The sequence below is a fragment of the Moorena sp. SIO3B2 genome (genome assembly GCF_010692525.1).
Classification (GTDB): domain Bacteria; phylum Cyanobacteriota; class Cyanobacteriia; order Cyanobacteriales; family Coleofasciculaceae; genus Moorena; species Moorena producens.
Map to the genome: position 1 here is coordinate 1 of NZ_JAAHHE010000145.1, position 16,108 is coordinate 16,108.

At 44.9% G+C, this 16,108-nt stretch carries 14 protein-coding genes; 5 read left to right on the plus strand and 9 right to left on the minus strand.

Going from position 1 to position 16,108, the window contains the following annotated elements; translation table 11 throughout:
* Positions 1-540: 540 nt before the first annotated feature.
* Together F6K38_RS24085 and F6K38_RS24090 are read right to left on the minus strand one after the other, a co-directional pair.
* Positions 541-1,755, minus strand: coding sequence for an acyl-CoA dehydrogenase family protein (locus tag F6K38_RS24085; RefSeq protein WP_008187099.1), 1,215 nt, complete (start codon positions 1,753-1,755; stop codon positions 541-543).
* 551 nt (positions 1,756-2,306) lie between these two features.
* Entirely contained in the window at positions 2,307-2,504 is a 198-nt protein-coding gene (locus tag F6K38_RS24090; RefSeq protein WP_131827059.1) for a hypothetical protein, read from the minus strand.
* 287 nt (positions 2,505-2,791) lie between these two features.
* Between F6K38_RS24090 and F6K38_RS24095 the strand changes: the two genes are divergently transcribed.
* A complete protein-coding gene (locus F6K38_RS24095; RefSeq protein ID WP_287263928.1) occupies positions 2,792-2,914 on the plus strand; it encodes a hypothetical protein in 123 nt (40 codons plus the stop codon).
* Here F6K38_RS24095 and F6K38_RS24100 read toward each other — a convergent pair.
* Entirely contained in the window at positions 2,896-3,075 is a 180-nt protein-coding gene (locus F6K38_RS24100) for a hypothetical protein (RefSeq protein ID WP_008187095.1), read from the minus strand. The genes F6K38_RS24095 and F6K38_RS24100 overlap by 19 nt on opposite strands.
* Before the next feature lie 192 nt (positions 3,076-3,267).
* Here F6K38_RS24100 and F6K38_RS24105 point away from each other — a divergent pair, with 192 nt between their 5' ends.
* Complete coding sequence (locus F6K38_RS24105) at positions 3,268-3,429, plus strand: hypothetical protein (protein WP_287263925.1); 162 nt, start codon at positions 3,268-3,270, stop codon at positions 3,427-3,429.
* Positions 3,430-4,281: 852 nt separating this feature from the next.
* Here F6K38_RS24105 and F6K38_RS24110 read toward each other — a convergent pair.
* Positions 4,282-4,518 carry a hypothetical protein gene (locus F6K38_RS24110; protein WP_131827060.1) on the minus strand — a complete coding sequence of 79 codons (237 nt, stop codon included), beginning with the start codon at positions 4,516-4,518 and terminating at the stop codon, positions 4,282-4,284.
* A gap of 6 nt (positions 4,519-4,524) precedes the next feature.
* Between F6K38_RS24110 and F6K38_RS24115 the strand changes: the two genes are divergently transcribed.
* Both F6K38_RS24115 and F6K38_RS24120 read left to right on the plus strand, forming a co-directional pair.
* On the plus strand, positions 4,525-7,365 hold the full coding sequence (locus F6K38_RS24115) for an Ig-like domain-containing protein (RefSeq protein ID WP_008187092.1): 2,841 nt from the start codon (positions 4,525-4,527) through the stop codon (positions 7,363-7,365).
* A 633-nt stretch (positions 7,366-7,998) separates the two neighbouring features.
* Positions 7,999-9,150, plus strand: a complete 1,152-nt coding sequence (locus F6K38_RS24120) for a hypothetical protein (RefSeq protein WP_008187090.1) — start codon at positions 7,999-8,001, stop codon at positions 9,148-9,150.
* Between the two features lie 377 nt (positions 9,151-9,527).
* Here the strand turns inward: F6K38_RS24120 and F6K38_RS24125 are convergent, their stop codons facing one another.
* Positions 9,528-9,761, minus strand: a complete 234-nt coding sequence (locus tag F6K38_RS24125; RefSeq protein WP_008187086.1) for a DUF2283 domain-containing protein — start codon at positions 9,759-9,761, stop codon at positions 9,528-9,530.
* Between the two features lie 454 nt (positions 9,762-10,215).
* Positions 10,216-11,187: a threo-3-hydroxy-L-aspartate ammonia-lyase gene (locus F6K38_RS24130; protein WP_008187083.1), complete on the minus strand. Its 972-nt coding sequence runs from the start codon at positions 11,185-11,187 to the stop codon at positions 10,216-10,218.
* Between the two features lie 89 nt (positions 11,188-11,276).
* Here F6K38_RS24130 and F6K38_RS24135 point away from each other — a divergent pair, with 89 nt between their 5' ends.
* Positions 11,277-11,405, plus strand: a complete 129-nt coding sequence (locus F6K38_RS24135; RefSeq protein ID WP_267872066.1) for a hypothetical protein — start codon at positions 11,277-11,279, stop codon at positions 11,403-11,405.
* 121 nt (positions 11,406-11,526) lie between these two features.
* Here F6K38_RS24135 and F6K38_RS24140 read toward each other — a convergent pair whose 3' ends face one another.
* The 3 genes from F6K38_RS24140 to F6K38_RS24150 form a co-directional block, all read right to left on the minus strand.
* Complete coding sequence (locus tag F6K38_RS24140) at positions 11,527-13,926, minus strand: CHASE2 domain-containing protein (protein ID WP_287295816.1); 2,400 nt, start codon at positions 13,924-13,926, stop codon at positions 11,527-11,529.
* Between the two features lie 250 nt (positions 13,927-14,176).
* Positions 14,177-15,160, minus strand: a complete 984-nt coding sequence (locus F6K38_RS24145) for a DUF1822 family protein (protein WP_008187080.1) — start codon at positions 15,158-15,160, stop codon at positions 14,177-14,179.
* Positions 15,161-15,242: 82 nt separating this feature from the next.
* Positions 15,243-15,881, minus strand: coding sequence for a sigma-70 family RNA polymerase sigma factor (locus tag F6K38_RS24150; protein WP_287357660.1), 639 nt, complete (start codon positions 15,879-15,881; stop codon positions 15,243-15,245).
* Between the last annotated feature and the right edge of the window lie 227 nt (positions 15,882-16,108).

The following is a 16,108-nucleotide window of genomic DNA, read 5'->3' on the forward strand; positions in this document are numbered from 1 at the left end:
TGGTATGACAGCATGATTGAAAGATCTTGATCGGAAAAGTAGGACAGTTCCATATTGAGCTCACTTTGATAGTTTACGCGAGTTTCTGGCTGCCCTAATTTTCTCTGATCACAATGAATTAGCCCTGCCCCTAGGGCGTGTCTTCAAACTCCGAGTACCCCCGTTTCCCTTAAAAAAGGGGGACTTTGAGTATGGCTCCCCCCTTAATAAGGGGGGCTGGGGGGGATCTAATATCTTGCGGAAAACTTTGAAAACACGCCCTAGCCCCCCAATTCTGGGCGAGCAATCCCTCGCTCGGGGGACCCACGGGGGCTTTAACAAAACCAGATGATCGCGCATTCATTCCTTAATTCAGCAACGCCGCTTATTTTATTCAAAAGCACCGATTGCGCTACTTGAGGTGCTGCGCAAACAGTAGCGTGTGCTTGGGCATAAACTGTTCGGTGTAGCGTGGCCACAGACCCAAAGCACCTCAAGTAGCACCATCTGTAGCGCATAAGCACCTCAAGTAGCACCATCTGTAGCGCTTAAGCTGAATGCTTACTTCTGTGAAGAATTAAAAAACGCCCGATCGCTTTCTTGCCCCAGTATTTCCTGACCAATGGAGGCCAAAACGCGATCGCAATTATCATGGAGAGTATAGAAGGATAAATCGCGATAAATCCGTTCCAAAGGACTGGGTTGAATCATAGCACGAGCGCCACACATGCGAGTACAGTGTTCCAAAGTCTCCAGTGCCAATTTTTCTGACAAATAACGAAAGCGGTTACCAGCTTCTTTGGCCTGCTGGTGTTGACCTGTTTCCCACAACAAAGCCACTTTTCGTAGCCACAAGTCCATGGTTTCAATGTTCATGGTTGATTTAGCAATCCGATGCTGCACATAAGCATCCTGTTCTCTGCCTTGCTTTTTGATATGAGCGTGGGCATAACCATAAGCCCCTTCTGCCGCCCCCAAAAATGCCGCTCCATACTGAGGAGTAAAGCGAGTTTGCCACTCTTCAAGCAAGTATTGCCCTGGATAGCCAATCAGATTTTCTTTAGGAATAAAGGTGTGATCGAATTGTACGCGATAACTTACACTTCCCCGCATTCCAATCGGTTTCCACCAGGTTGAATCAAAGCTTACACTTGGGTCTGATAAATCACAGGCTAACATCAACACGGAATTCGCTGGTCCATCGTGATGACGAACAGCTCCTGTTCCGGCAGTACTCACAAACAATATCGCCCATTGTAGCCCATCCGCTCCTGTGGCAAAGACCTTGCAACCATCAACAATATAGCCCCCCTCTACAACCTTAACTGTTGTCCCAATACCACTGGTTTGCCCAGGGACTTTAGAAAGAGGTTCGCCACTCCAACCCGCCCATTTTTCCCCTCGTTGCACAATCCCTTCAAACCAACGTTGCTTTTGAGCTTCATTAGCGTTGGCAGTCAATAATACTTGTATATTAGTATGGCCTTCCCAGCAACGGGTGAAAGCTAAATCTACCTTTGCTAATTCTCGTGTCATCATCCAGAGGGTGAGGATATCACTGCTGTGACCTAAGCCTAAACCACCATACTTAATCGGTACAGCTGGGGCATGAAGACCTGCATCAAACAGAGTCTCAAAGTTTTCTGCTGGGAAGCTTGCTGTCTGGTCGTATTGAGCCGCCCTAGGGGCAAACTCTTCCTGAGTGAGCTGGCTTAAATGATCCAGGAGGGCTTGTGGATCATAGACTTGCCGATCTAAGAGAACAGGAGTTTGCACAGTTTATTGAGTAGATGTTTTTGTTCCTCGTTAATTGTAGCGGCTGGCAAACAGTAAAGGATCAACTACCAAATAACTTTATTTTTGCGGGGTAATTCTAGCTATTTTGTATAAAGTTTACTTGACAAAACAGACGTTCAATGTATCAGGAATTTAACTACAGCAATTTTCAATGGGGTGAGGTTTTTAGGGAGCAGGGAACAGGGAACAGGTAAGAAGTAAGAAGTAAGAAGGAAAAAATACTGTGTATCTGATAGTTATGAAGAACGCTGTATCAGCTAAATGATGCTAATTGTTAGATCATGTCCGGATAATTAGTTATCAAAAACCATTACCGATAAAACCTTACTTCTGCCTTCTGCCTTCTGCCAGCCCCCCTTATTAAGGGCTGATAAGGGTAGGTTTTTTACATTAGGGTAAAACATGGGGCGACCCAGAGGGAGAGGAAAAGGAAAACAACGAATAAATGATGATTTTTAACGACAAATTAAGTACATTGTCTTGATGCAATAGCGAGTGGTTTGAATTTACCGTAAGATCGGGTCGCCTTATTAAAAAATATTTAACCCTTTTCTGCATAACCTGCTAACTATAAAGGCGACCCTATCTAAGGTTTTGTCTCCGGGGGAAACCACGGCAATAGCGAGTGGGGAGGGGCTGTGTGCGGAACCTGCGTCCGCACCGCTGTTTGCCCCGTGGAGACCCCCAAGACCGTAATGGTGCGTTTGACCCGTAATTAAATTCGCCACGGGTCGCACCTCTGCCTCCCCAAGACCGCGCTGGATCGCTTTCTTATCCCCCACACCCGGTCACCCCACGCCCGCTCACCCCACACCTGAGGTCTTTGTAAAAAACCTACCCTTATGAGGGGGGGATTCCCAGCTGTTTGACCCACTCGGTGGAATTGGGGTCTTGGTAGAACAGGCATCTTGCCTGTGTACTATTTTGGTAGAACAGGCATCTTGCCTGTGTACTATTTTGGTAGAACAGGCATCTTGCCTGTGGACAAGATTTTGGTAGAACAGGCATCTTGCCTGTGATCAATATTTTCCTCACAGCATCGAAGCCTATTCTACACAACTACTCCCGATTCCCGATTCCCGATTCCCGATTCCCTATGTCACAGGCAAGATGCCTGTGCTACACCACTACTCCGTGATCCAAAAAAAGTAGAAACTTGGCATCAGGCATCAGCAGTTTCAGGACCTGCACATAGCCCTTGGCATCAGCAGGGTTGTCGAACCGAGCAAAAACGACTGGTGGCATTGGTGGCAATAGGCGCACCACTACCCATGGGTATAGGTGTTGAGTATGGGACATATTATTAAGTTATCTCCTGTAAGGGGAACCCAGAGCCAGCCTGCAGCCTGCGAAAACTCTAAGGCTGGCTCTTCCCGTGGATTTTTTTGTCCACACTTTTAGTTTAACACAAAAAATAGCAAATTATAGCATATTTTAAAAAGTTTTGTAACAAATTCTTTTTGAGGGAGCAGGGAGCAGGGAGCAGGGAGTGTGGTAAGTGTGGTAAGTGTGGTGAGTGTCCCCCCCTTGTTAAGGGGGGTTAGGGGGGATCTCCAGTTGGGGTTTAGCTGGGAAATTAGCGATCGCATAATCAATACAGTGGTGCGTTACGGGCAGCAACCTAACCGCGAACAGGCAGAAAATCAGGGCTAGCCCGTCCCTAACCCACCCTACGCAACTGCATCGCTGAAAGCCCCGTGGAAAGTGGGGATCCCCCCTAACCCCCCTTAATAAGGGGGGGACAAACCCTTAATAAGGGGGGGACAAACCGTTGCTGATCTGACTCCCCATCTCCCCACACTTCCCACACTTCACTCCCGACTCCATCGGTGCGCTTGACCCGTAATTAAATTCGCCACGGGTCGCACCGCTCCCGACTCCCGATTCCCGATTCCCTCGGTGCGCTTTCCGTAGGCGAATTTAATTCGCCACGGGTCGCACCGCTCCCGATTCCCGATTCCCTTATTTAGCAGAAATAGAAAATTACTACTATAAAGACTTGATGAATTTATCCGAATACTAGTGACATAAAAAAAAACTCATGGCATCAATGAATAAGGTGATTTTTTGACGGCAAGGAAAGAGCATGAATGGCAAGGCTCTTTCCTTTTTATAGGGGATATTACGTGAGAAATTGTAATGAAGCGATCGCTTCATTACAATTAATATTATCCTTCCCAAATATAAATAATGCTAAACCGATAATTTATTCATGTTTATGAAGCAAAAATATATTTATATATTATATTATAGCATCGGTTAATCTTTACTAGTTTATCTTACATTTGGCCATGAATCTGGAAAATAAATCCGGATATCTGGAGGTAAGTAGGTATTTATTTATTGGTAGATCATTAGATAAGCATTCAGCGTCGTGCTATCCAATATATGCTATCAGCTATTAATGATAAGTTCAACAGCAATCTTGCTATGACCTGCTAAGCTATCAGCTATCAGCTAATGCGCTACAGATGGTGCTACTTGAGGTGCTATCAGCCAATAGCGTCAGCCATTCGCGTAGCGTGGCCTTTTGGCCAAGGCTGACGGCTGAGGACTGACGGCTGAATGCTTAATGGACTTACTCTCTTGATTTAAAACGCTATCAGCTATCAGCTGACCGCTGAGCACTGATGGCTGATAGCTAATAGCTGTTGGCGTAGCCTGCGCGTAGCGCATATGCTTAGGATTATTGTCAATGTTAAGTGCCCACAGCCTTAGCAACTGAGGAGTTTTGTAAGACAAAATATTATGCCGAGATTTGAATTTGATGACCCCCGCTTTACTCTAAATACTTTTCAAGTTAGTGATAATAACGCTGCTTCAAATAATAAACTGATCGATTTACCTGACGGTAATAGCACTGGCACTGCTACTACAACCTTTGATTTGCCCAGTGGCACTTACCAGGTCATCCTGAAAGTTGCTGATGAGACAGACGGGAATAGCACAGTCGGTGTCACCATTGGTAATCAGACATTTTCATTCACTCTCGATGATCCCAATCCTAATGCTGGTATTTTTCCTGATGCTGATGCGTTCAAGGATCTGACCGTTAGCAATAGCATATTTATTCCCGAGGGGACTCAAATCACCATTAGTGGGGAAAGTGACGATGATGAACGTATTCGACTTGATTATATTGACTTCAACCTACTTAATGAAGCTCCTGTTCCAGTAGATGACACTGCTACTACTGATCAAAGTACCGAAGTTATCATTGATGTCCTAGGTAATGACTCTGATCCTGAAGGGGATCCCCTGACTGTAAACATTGAAGCGCAGCAATTTAATGGTACAGCAGTAGTCAATCAAGATAACACCATTACCTACACTCCTAATGATGGTTTCACTGGGACTGATACCTTCACCTACCAGGTCAGTGATGGCATCAATCCTGGGGTCACAGCTACGGTTACCGTTGATGTCCCTAATAAACCTCCAGTAGCGGAAGACGATACTGCAAGCACTGATTTAAACACTGCAGTTACTATCGATGTCCTAGCTAATGACGTTGATCCTGAGGGAGATCCCCTGACTGTAACCCTTGACCAGCAGGGCGGTAATGGCACAGCAGTAGTCAATGACGTTGATGGCACCATTACCTATACTCCTGTTGATGGTTTCACTGGCACTGATACCTTCACTTATCAGCTTAGTGATGGCATCAATCCTCCGGTCAAAGCTACGGTTAGTGTTAATGTTAATCAACCTCCAGTAGCAGACAACGATACTGCTACCACTACTTCAAACACTGCAGTTAATATCAATGTCCTAGGTAATGACACTGATGCTGATGGGGATGGGCTGACTGTAACCATTGAACCGCAGGAATTTAATGGCACAGCAGTAGTCAATGACGTTGATGGCACCATTACCTATACGCCAAATGCGGACTTCACTGGGGCTGATAGCTTCACCTACCAGGTCAGTGATGGCACTAATCCTCCAGTCACAGCTACGGTTAACGTTGAGGTAACTAATCCTAATCAACCTCCAGTACCGGTAGACGATACTGCTACCACTACTTCAAACACCGCAGTTACCATTGATGTCCTAGGTAATGACACTGATGCTGATGGGGATGGGCTGACTGTAACCATTGAACCGCAGGAATTTAATGGCACAGCAGTAGTCAATGACGTTGATGGCACCATTACCTATACGCCAAATGCGGACTTCACTGGGGCTGATAGCTTCACCTACCAGGTCAGTGATGGCACTAATGCTACGGTCACAGCTACCGTTAACGTTAATGTCACTAATAATCAATCTCCAGTAGCGACAAACAATAACAATACTGCTACCACTGAGCCAAACACTCAAGTTACCATTGATGTTCTAGCTAACTACTCTGATCCTGATGGCGATCCGCTAAGTTTTGCAATTGTCACGGAGCCAACCAACGGTACGGCAGCAGTCAATGATAATGGCACTCCGGATAATCCGACAGATGACTTTATTATCTATACGCCAAATGCGGACTTCACTGGCACTGATAGCTTGACTTTTGAGGTAAGCGATGGCAGTGGCGGTACTAGCACAGGCACTGTTAACATCACCATTGAAGAGAGTGGTCCGGTATCCTCGACTCTGACTCAGAATGCCAATAATACCTTCACCATTACCGGCGACACTGCTGGACAATCCCAACTCCAATTCACTCTTACAGGTCGCGAGGCTGGTGAGGTCAGTGAAATTGGAGTATTTGCTGTTGATAGTGCCGAAGGTACAATCAATGGCATTGCCCCTGGTCAGAGTGGTTATGTACAAGCTGCTCTATCTCAGGCTAAGACAATTTTCTCTGTTCTCCCTGACGGTTTAGGTACTGCTCAAGCCACCCGCACCATCGACAGTTTTGACGTCAACGATAACCTGGTATTCTACGTAATCCAAGGTGGCTCTAAAGATGGGGTGCTAGGGGGACAGGATCCTACCTCCAACGTATTCTTCAGTGGTGCTTCATTTAATAGCGATGGTCAGAACCATGTACAGGTAACTGACAATGGCAATGGTCAGTTAACCTTGGGCTTTGAAGATGGCAATGACGGAGACTTCAATGATGCAACTGTGATTGTCTCAGACGGTTCAGGTTCGACTCCGCCAGTGGGAACAGGCACTACCCAGATTCAAGGGCAACGGGAACTGCTGGATTTGACCGATGTGACTGGTACAGTTACTGGTAGTCTTGTGGTCAACAGTGAAGCTTCTTTCAATAATACCATTGGCTGGTATCGGATTGATGATGAAAGTGGCACAGTTAACGGTATCAATGTTGGTAATGCTGGTTATGCACAAGCTGCACTATCCAATCAGGTAGACTTAAGTGCTGGAGTATCCGGTGGGGTACTACTGGCTCCATTCCTGATTTCGGATGGTACAGTAGCGGAGTTCCTAGCTGATAATCCTTCTAATGCAGATCAAGAGGATTCCGACCTGAATGCCTTCTTTGCTTTCGTGGGGGCTAACCCAGATGGAGTTGACCACGTTCGCCTGCTAGGGGATAACACCTTTGGTTTCGAGGATCTGTTTGGTGGTGGTGACCAAGACTACAACGATGTGGTAGTACAGGTTAACTTAAGTGTTGCCTAAGCACACTGCGGACGCTTTTTCCTAGTAGTAGGGTGCGTTAATAACGCACCTTACAATTACTCTAGATTTTGGACTAAAGCTATCAGCGTGTCGCGTATCAGCTAATGCGCTACAGGCACGCTACTGTTCGCGCAGCGTGCCTGTAGCGCAATCGGTGCTTTTGAATAAAAGAGGTAAGCAAAAGTTTAATCTGAGTTATAGCACTACGCATTCAGATGTTTGACATTGTCTTGATGCAATAGCGAGTGGGGGAAACCACGGCAGTCGCTCATGGGGGGAACCCCCAAGACCGCGCTGCCTCCCCAAGACCGTAATGGTGCGTTTGACCTTGGCGAATTAAATTCGCCACGGGTCGCACCTCTGCATCGCTCCTAAACTCCGAAACGTAAGTAATCGCTTACTTCTGACTTGCGGACTTGCGGACTTGCGGACTTGCGCGTAGCGCTATAAGTCTGCTCACCGCTGACCCCTGACCGCTGACCGCTGACCGCTGAATGCTTACCTCAAGCAAATATACCCTACAAGCCTCAGTATCAGCTGAGGTTTTTTTTTGTTTCATCGAATATTTTCACTGGTAAAATTAAAAATCGAATAGCACTATAGCAATCCCATCCCATCTACCATCCTATATATATGAACTCCTATCGTCGATTTAACCTAACCTTGGCAGCAGTTACCTTTCCCAGTTTATTTGGGTTTGGCTTATTGAACGCTGCTGTTGACCCTTACGGAGTCATAAATAGCCCAGAGTTACCCGGTCTAAATCAGTTAAAACCTGAACAATTTAACCATGTCAGACTATTCAAGGCTATAGATGTTATTCGTAATGAACCCAAAATCGTTTTGTTAGGTTCATCACGAACTGACCTGGGACTTAACCCAAACCACCCAGGACTGAAACCAGGAAACTCCGGATACAATTTGGCACTAGTTGGTCCAAATATGTATGAAGTTAAACGTTATTTTGACCATGCTATAACTAATCAACCGGATTTAAAAACCGTTGTGATTGGTATTGATTTTTTCATGTTCAATGACTTGAAAACTAATGCTCCAGATTTTAAGGAAAGTCTTCTTAATCAAGAAACTATTCCCCTGCAAGAGTTGATTAATTCGACCCTATCCCTAAACGCGCTGAATGCTACCAAATCAACCGTAAGTTCTAGTATCAAGTCAAAGGCTTACTATCTTTATGATGCCCATGGTATGCGTTTTGTTTATAACAATAAGCCCGATCAACCTTCACTAGGAAGGTTTAAGGACACGCTCAAGGGCTTAATGACAAGTGATGGATATTATAAAGAGTATCGACTTTCCGATAGTTTTTTGGATGATCTTCAAGACATTGTTGATACCTGTAAGGAAAAAGGGATAGAGCTAAAAGTATTTATATCACCATCCCATGCTACTCAATGGGAAAGTCTTAGGGTTACTGGACTTTGGCCAGTGTTTGAAGAATGGAAACGTCGGTTAGTGGAGATTACACCATTGTGGGATTTTTCTGGTTATAACAGCATTACCACAGAATCGATTAGGGAAGGGATGAAAAACTATTGGGATAGCTCTCATTATCGCGAGGAAGTAGGTGATCTAATCCTGAATCGCCTGTTCAGTTATCAAGTTCAGACTGTTCCAGAGGATTTTGGTGTTCTAATTACACCAGCAAATATTGAATCCCACCTCGGTAAAGTTAGGAATGAGCGGGAGTCATGGGCAGAGACTAATGGTGATCTAGTCAAGTTAGTGGAAGATTTAAACCAAAAATCTGAGATAGCGAGTAAGTAATTTTCCTATACTTAGTGTGGTTTGGTAAGAAGTAGGGTGGGCAAAAACCTTTTGGTTAAAATCATTCTTCTAGATCAGATAACTTTGCCCACCCTACTATCAGGCAAAAACCTTTTGGTTAAAATCATTCTTCTAGATCAGATAACTTTGCCCACCCTACTATCAGGCAAAAACCTTTTGGTTAAAATCAGTCTTCTCGATCAGATAACTTTGCCCAGCCTACTATCAGGCAAAAACCTTTTGGTTAAAATCAGTCTTCTAGATAACATAACTTTGCCCAGCCTACTATCAGGCAAAAACCTTTTGGTTAAAATCAGTCTTCTAGATAACATAACTTTGCCCACCCTTTAATTGGGATTTTTTTGACACGCAAGTCCCTAAGCTGAATGCTTACCCGAAAGATTCAAGAGCTTCCCCTGGGCTGATTCTACAATGGCGTCTCGGATGAAGGCACTTGCTTGGATAATCTCTATTCCAATTAAGTCTCCTGCTTCATTGAGTTCGGCCGTAATGTTAGGACTAATCTCGACACTACCTGCTTCTGGTTCATCAGACAGGGTAAGGTGAAGGATATCCTCTTGTTCAAAGTATGTCATCTTGGCATTATTCATTAATTGTAAATCTCCCAGTTCTTAAGCGGAATCGTAGTTGTTGACGGGTGGTGCTATGGATGGTTACTGGAGTTATCAAATCACCACTGCGTTCATAAGGAATTATGACTAACTGATTGTCGTGCTTGCCAACTGCGATCTGTCTGCCTGTGACGGTATCATAATATCTCTATCCAGAAAATCTCAGGATTTCCTCGATCTTAGCTAGGTCAAATCCCCTGAGTTCGGCTCGATACTGTAGATAATTTGACCAGACAATTTGTGGCATTTGTTAAACGTTGCTGAAGTTTGAGTTGCGAGCACAACTTCTATAATACACGCAAGCAATCCCACTCCTTCTTACAATATCTTCCAATTCTAACCAAAACGCGATCGCCTACGGTGGATACTTCGTACCATCCTAAAAATACCTCATCCTTAATATTTAATCCTTAAAACTTAATACTTCTAATACCTAGTTTCCAGTCAATTGAGCAATTTGCTTCAAATCCACATTGCCACCGCTGATAATGACACCAATCCGAGCATTGGGCATGTTAATGATACCTTCAAGTAGGGCAGCAGCAGCTAAGGCACCAGTGGGTTCAACTACAATTTTGAGCCGTTCCCAGAGGAAAAACATGGTACGGATAATCGCAGCTTCCGATACAGTTACCATGTCATCGACGTAATTAAGGACTAGGGGAAAGGTAAGTTTACCCAGGCTGGGAGTTCTGGCTCCGTCAGCAATGGTATTGGGATTGTCAACAGTTTGGAGGATTTTGCTATGGAAGGAACGGGTGGCATCATCGGCCTGTGCTGGTTCTACACCAATCACACGGCAATTAGGATATAGGGTTTTGGTTGCGATCGCACATCCGGAGAGTAAGCCACCACCACCACAACACACCAGTAACAGATCCAGTGAACCAACTTGTTCTAGGAGTTCTTTGGCCGTAGTACCCTGTCCAGCAATAATGTGGGGGTGATCGTAGGGAGGAATGATAGTGAGTTTGCGATCGCGTGATAACTCTTCCGCTAATGCTTCCCGTCTCAATTCAGCCCGATCATATAAAATTACTTCAGCACCATAGCCACGGGTAGCGGCTTGCTTGACAGCTGGGGCATCTTTGGGCATGACTACAGTGGTGGGAATACCGAGGAGGGTGCCAGATAATGCGATCGCTTGGCCATGATTACCAGAAGAAAAGGTGAGAACCCCTCGCTGTTTTTGTTCTTCAGATAGTTGTGACAGAGCGTTATAAGCCCCTCGAAACTTAAAGGCACCAATACGTTGGAAGTTTTCGCATTTGAAGAAGACTTGAGCCTTGGTGAGCTGGTTGACAGTCCTGGAGGTATGGACTGGAGTTTGATGGGCATTGCCCAATAGGCGTTTAGCGGCGGCTTCTATGTCAGTGTAGGTTACGGGTAATGCTTGCAGTTCCATAGCAGTAGGGAGTCGGGAGCGGTGCGACCCGTGGCGAATTTAATTCGCCTACGGAAAGCGCACCGAGGGAGTCGGGAGCGGTGCGACCCGTGGCGAATTTAATTCGCCTACGGAAAGCGCACCGAGGGAGTAGGAAGTCGGGAATCGGGAATCGGGAATCGGGAGTCGGGGTAAGAAACTTGAATGTACCTGATCAATATAAGAAACAGGCTTACTAAATTCTCAATTCTCAATTCTCAATTCTCAATTCTCAATTCTCAATTCTCAATTCTCAATTCTCAATTCTCAATTCTCAATTCTCAATTCTCAATTCTTAATTCTCAATTCTCAATTCTGAGATTACTTGATCAATTTTAGAGGATATGGTGAAGGTTGATCATAGAGAACAATAAAACTACCAATAACCACCACAGCCAATGCTGAGGGGACTAATGGTACCCAATACCCTTGTTTCAAAAGACCTAAGCAGGACCCGTAGAGAATCGATAGAGCCAACAGCAACACACCCAAACGTAGGGAGGATTTACAGCGCCAACAAACCAGACCAACCGTTAGGCCCCAACCCCAAATCCACACTACTTCACGCCATGCAGGCCAATGCCGTATCAGGGGTCGCTCATCTAAAACAGCACTGAGAATCTGACTTACCATGTGGCCATGAATAATTACCCCTGGTGTTTGATCCTCTATGTCATTACCTTTACTATAGGGTGTAAAAAAATAATCCTTACGGCTGGGAGCAGTAACCCCAATCAGAACAATTTTTCCCTTGAAAGCATCAGGATTGATCTTACCCTTTAGAACTTGAGAGAGAGTGACTTGGGGCACAAAATCCTCTGGAGATTGGTGAAAACGGTAATTCAGCATGATTTGGTGTCCCCAGGCATGAAGCTTATGATAACTGCCAGTATGATGGGTTAAGGGTTTAAAGACTACATCACCTAGCTGTAAGTATTGTTTATCTTGTTTTTGAGCTTCTGTGTATTTGGGAAAGATTCCCTCTGCCACTAGATACCGCATGGCCAACTGGGTACTCAGAGCATAAGAAGCACTACACACTGATTTTGGATCAGGGTTAAACGCCAACAGATGGCGACGGATCACCCCGTCTGGGTCAACTACAACATCACTAAAGCCCAAGTTTTGTTTCGGAACTTCTGGGGGCGGTGAAATTCCTTTATCCTCTTCGTTACTGGCTTTGCAGACCGTAACCAAATTCTCGCTTTGCTCTAGGAGCCTTCCCAAATCCTGATAATCTGGGGCTACAGGAAAATCACGATGAATATCTAGGCCAATGACTTTGGCTTGAGAGGAATTAAGTATTTCTAACAGTTGTTGGAGTGATCGGTCTGATAAGGAGGTAGCTGGTCTTAAATCCGACTGCTGAGCTTCAATATCTTCTTCAGTCACCTCTACCACTATCAGACGGGAATCGGGAAACTCCGCTGGTCTTCTATTGATCAGGTGGTCGAAGGCTTTCAACTCCAAACCTTGCAGTAAACCGAGCTGCTGTATAACTATCAAGAAGCATGTAATTACTAAACTGCTCACTAATACCTTGACGAAGCTTAGAGGCTCAGGGCGTGGAGGTGGAGGTGGAGGTGGAGGTGGAGGTGGAAGTGGATATTTTCCATCAAAACTGTCCCTCAACCCTGGCCAAGTCGGTGGCTTTGCGGCAGGATTCTGACAAATTATCGGTAACCAAGTTGCACAAGGAAACTCGTCTTCTATCCCTTGTAATCGTTCCCTAGCTTCCCGCACTGCTAAATAGAAGGACTGCCCCCCAGCAAAAGCGGTTAAAAAATATTTCAAAAATTCCTGTGAAACCCGGTCGGGTACCGGTTCTCGCATCACAATAATTTGGGGAATCTGTAAATTAGCCAGATTCGAGGCTAAACCCAATCCATCACAAGAATTAAAAATAGCGATTTTTAAGCCTTTTCCAATTGCTCTTTTTAAGCCAAACTTTAACTGATTAATGGTTAAACTATCGGTTTTATTAATATAAATGTGACCCGTTTTACCATCGTTTTTACTGGAACTATGACCAGCAAAAAAGAGGATATCCCAGGATTGCTCCCAAAGGGCTTCATGGACTTGCTGGCGCTTGGGTTCTATAAGGAACGTGAGCTGAGCATCAGGTAATTTCTCTAGCAACTTCTGATCCGCTTCGGTATCAATACCAATACTATTGCCAATAATTGCTAAAATTTTCACCTTCTGGTGGGGCTTGGGATTTAGAGTGACTGGTTCAAACTTTAAGGCACTTAAAGCAATTTCTGCCTTGGAATAGCGTTCCCAAAAATCCCACAGATGCCAGGGCAGTCGCCGTAAACAACTGTTCTCGGTTTGAATAATGAGACGAATTTCATCGGAGGGTAATAGTTGTTCGAGTAATTTCTCCTTAATCGGTCGAAATGGCTCTGAGGATAGCCAAGCATTTAAGCGATCGCCTAAGACTTGGGCTGCATTGTAGCACCGTTCCAGTTTAGATACATTGGTCACTTGTACCACAGATGCTTCTAGACGGGAACGTAACCCCAAACTGTGATAACTCGTTGTCCAACTTTGGCACGATTGCATAATTTCCGGAGCAGGAGGTAACCTGCCAGTGATTTCCAACAAAGGGCTTTTGCCCTCTTCCAAAATCTGTAAAGTGACTGGAAACCCTTGGTCAAAGCAACCATCTCCTATCTTTAAGACAACTAATTTACCAATGCTGCGCGTGTTATTTGTCATTGGTCATGGATCACTGGTGTTGCAGATGTGATTTCTACCCTCATTTTACTTATTTATAGAGGTTTATAGAGGTTTATAGAAGGTGTATCGGTGCCTTAGGATTGACCACTGACTGATATCAAAACTGATATCAAACAAGACACCAGATAACCGATATATCCCCGAAGGACTTTGAATTATAACGCTTTCGGTGGTGTGTCGATGGCTAAATTCAGGAATTCCTAGATTGGCCGTAGGCCACGCTACGGGATCAGATTGCAAAATCCTCAATAATCCTGGCATCGCCAAGGGCAACTTCGACACTAAATTGCTCTCCTGGTAAACCACTGAACTGCAATTGAATGTAATTATCGATTTGTCTGGCTTGGGCTTCAAGAAACACTGTTCCCGATCCATCCAGCACAGTGAGTGTGAGGTTGGGAGGCAAATAGGTTTTACTACCGGTGGGATATACCTTGAGGCAAATATTTTGCTTGAGTTCAGATTCTGGTAAAAGTTCCACCACCAAAGCCACGGGGGAACCCGCTAGCAATAGGCCTAAGTCGATTAACTTAGCCCGCCTAATCCCCACATCAAGATTTTCCTCTAGGGGTAACGCCTCAGTTGACTCTAGACCAGAAGAGCGGAAAGCGAAAATTGGTTCGGGTGGGTTTAACAAGTTTTCCAAGCTTTCGAGAGTTTGCCAACCGGTTTCAACCACATTGTCTAACCACTGACTCAAGTTTACCCTAGTTCTCTGGGCTAGCTCTGAGATGGGTTGATGGAACTGATCGATTAAATCGTCAACGGGTCGTAGTTGGCTAATGGGTAATTCTTCGGTATCAGCAGTTGGAGTAAATCCCAACACTGTTCCCTGGGACGATTGTTCATCAATCTGAACAACTACATAGCCAATCCGATCACACCAAACTTCGGGGGGAATATGGCAAAGGGAATCTTGGGCTTTGATCGGTCGGCATTCGATACGACCGATATCGGATATTTCCAAGTCGGCCACATTAGCTAACAGGCGTATAATAGGATTCCAGCTGTCTGAGGCTTTTAAATCTGTAGGCATCCCCAGCATTTGCATGTAATCATTGACAACCAACACAGCCAAGGTGTTGAGTCGAACTTGCTCAGCTTTTTCAGAGGTAGGCTGCTGCCTAGCAAATTGCTCAGCACTCCTGCGTGCATTGTCAGTAATGGGCAGAGGAAGGGCAAATTGTTCTAGGTTATGGGTGTTGTAGGTCATAGGAATTGTGTTTCTGTACTGATGTGAACACCTTGACTGAACCAGGTTAAGGTTAAGGTAAGTCTTTTTAAGGAACCTCCTATTATAGATATCCTTCCGATTCTCCAAATTTACGCAAACGGGGCAAACATTGTCGCTGATAAAAGCTACTTAATGTAGAAATTGATACATTAAACTCTTCTGAGAGAGTTTTCCAGCTAGTTTCTGGAGGCAAGCGTCGTAAAATTAAGACTTGGCAGGTGACCTCTGGATGACCTTTAACATGGGTAGTGCGTAGATCACTATCAACACCCGCCGTTTCCACCCATTCCCTAACATCTTCGAGTAACCTAGGCACCTCAGGTGGAGCTGCCACACTATTGATCGGGTCAAGGTTTTCACCATTTTGAGCCTTGATAGGAGAGACTGTCTTACCTTGTCCGTCTATGTTCTTGATGCGAAAGTCTTGGAGTCGTTTCTTCAAGTAGAAATTGAGCCAAGTGACCACACTGCCACGGCTAGAGTCGTAGGGATTACCGGTTTTGCCTTCGCAAATATTCTGGCAAAAGTAAATCCAGGTTTGTTGGAGTGCGTCTTGATAGTAGGGAGTATGTTCTTGCCAAAGTTTCTTAGTGACTAAACGAATAATTTTTGTTAAGTTTTTTTGACGGTGAGCGCTTCCAGGTGGATGACTACATGCTTCCGTCACTAGCTGGTTGAGCTGCTCATATAGTTGAGTCATAATGCGATCGCTCCGCCTTTGCTGATATTGCCTTTCTCCGAAAATACTATGTTCACACAGGTATGTATATGTTATGCAGGGTCAGCCTCAGGTCTGTAATGTGACGCTCCTACACCAACCTTAAAGGTATGGTGTAGGCTTCTCAGGCACCCCGAAGAGTGCGTAGAACTTCCTTGGAGGTATCATCAGTAATAGAATCAACTATTTTGATGCTACCTTTAAGGCGT

What these genes read in the sequence shown, in the direction of transcription:
- F6K38_RS24145 (WP_008187080.1), bottom strand. Translation starts at nt 15,160, where the DNA reads ATGACCTACAACACCCATAACCTAGAACAATTTGCCCTTCCTCTGCCC.
- F6K38_RS24115 (WP_008187092.1), top strand. Translation starts at nt 4,525, where the DNA reads ATGCCGAGATTTGAATTTGATGACCCCCGCTTTACTCTAAATACTTTT.
- F6K38_RS24100 (WP_008187095.1), bottom strand. Translation starts at nt 3,075, where the DNA reads ATGTCCCATACTCAACACCTATACCCATGGGTAGTGGTGCGCCTATTG.
- F6K38_RS24120 (WP_008187090.1), top strand. Translation starts at nt 7,999, where the DNA reads ATGAACTCCTATCGTCGATTTAACCTAACCTTGGCAGCAGTTACCTTT.
- F6K38_RS24150 (WP_287357660.1), bottom strand. Translation starts at nt 15,881, where the DNA reads ATGACTCAACTATATGAGCAGCTCAACCAGCTAGTGACGGAAGCATGT.
- F6K38_RS24140 (WP_287295816.1), bottom strand. Translation starts at nt 13,926, where the DNA reads ATGACAAATAACACGCGCAGCATTGGTAAATTAGTTGTCTTAAAGATA.
- F6K38_RS24130 (WP_008187083.1), bottom strand. Translation starts at nt 11,187, where the DNA reads ATGGAACTGCAAGCATTACCCGTAACCTACACTGACATAGAAGCCGCC.
- F6K38_RS24125 (WP_008187086.1), bottom strand. Translation starts at nt 9,761, where the DNA reads ATGAATAATGCCAAGATGACATACTTTGAACAAGAGGATATCCTTCAC.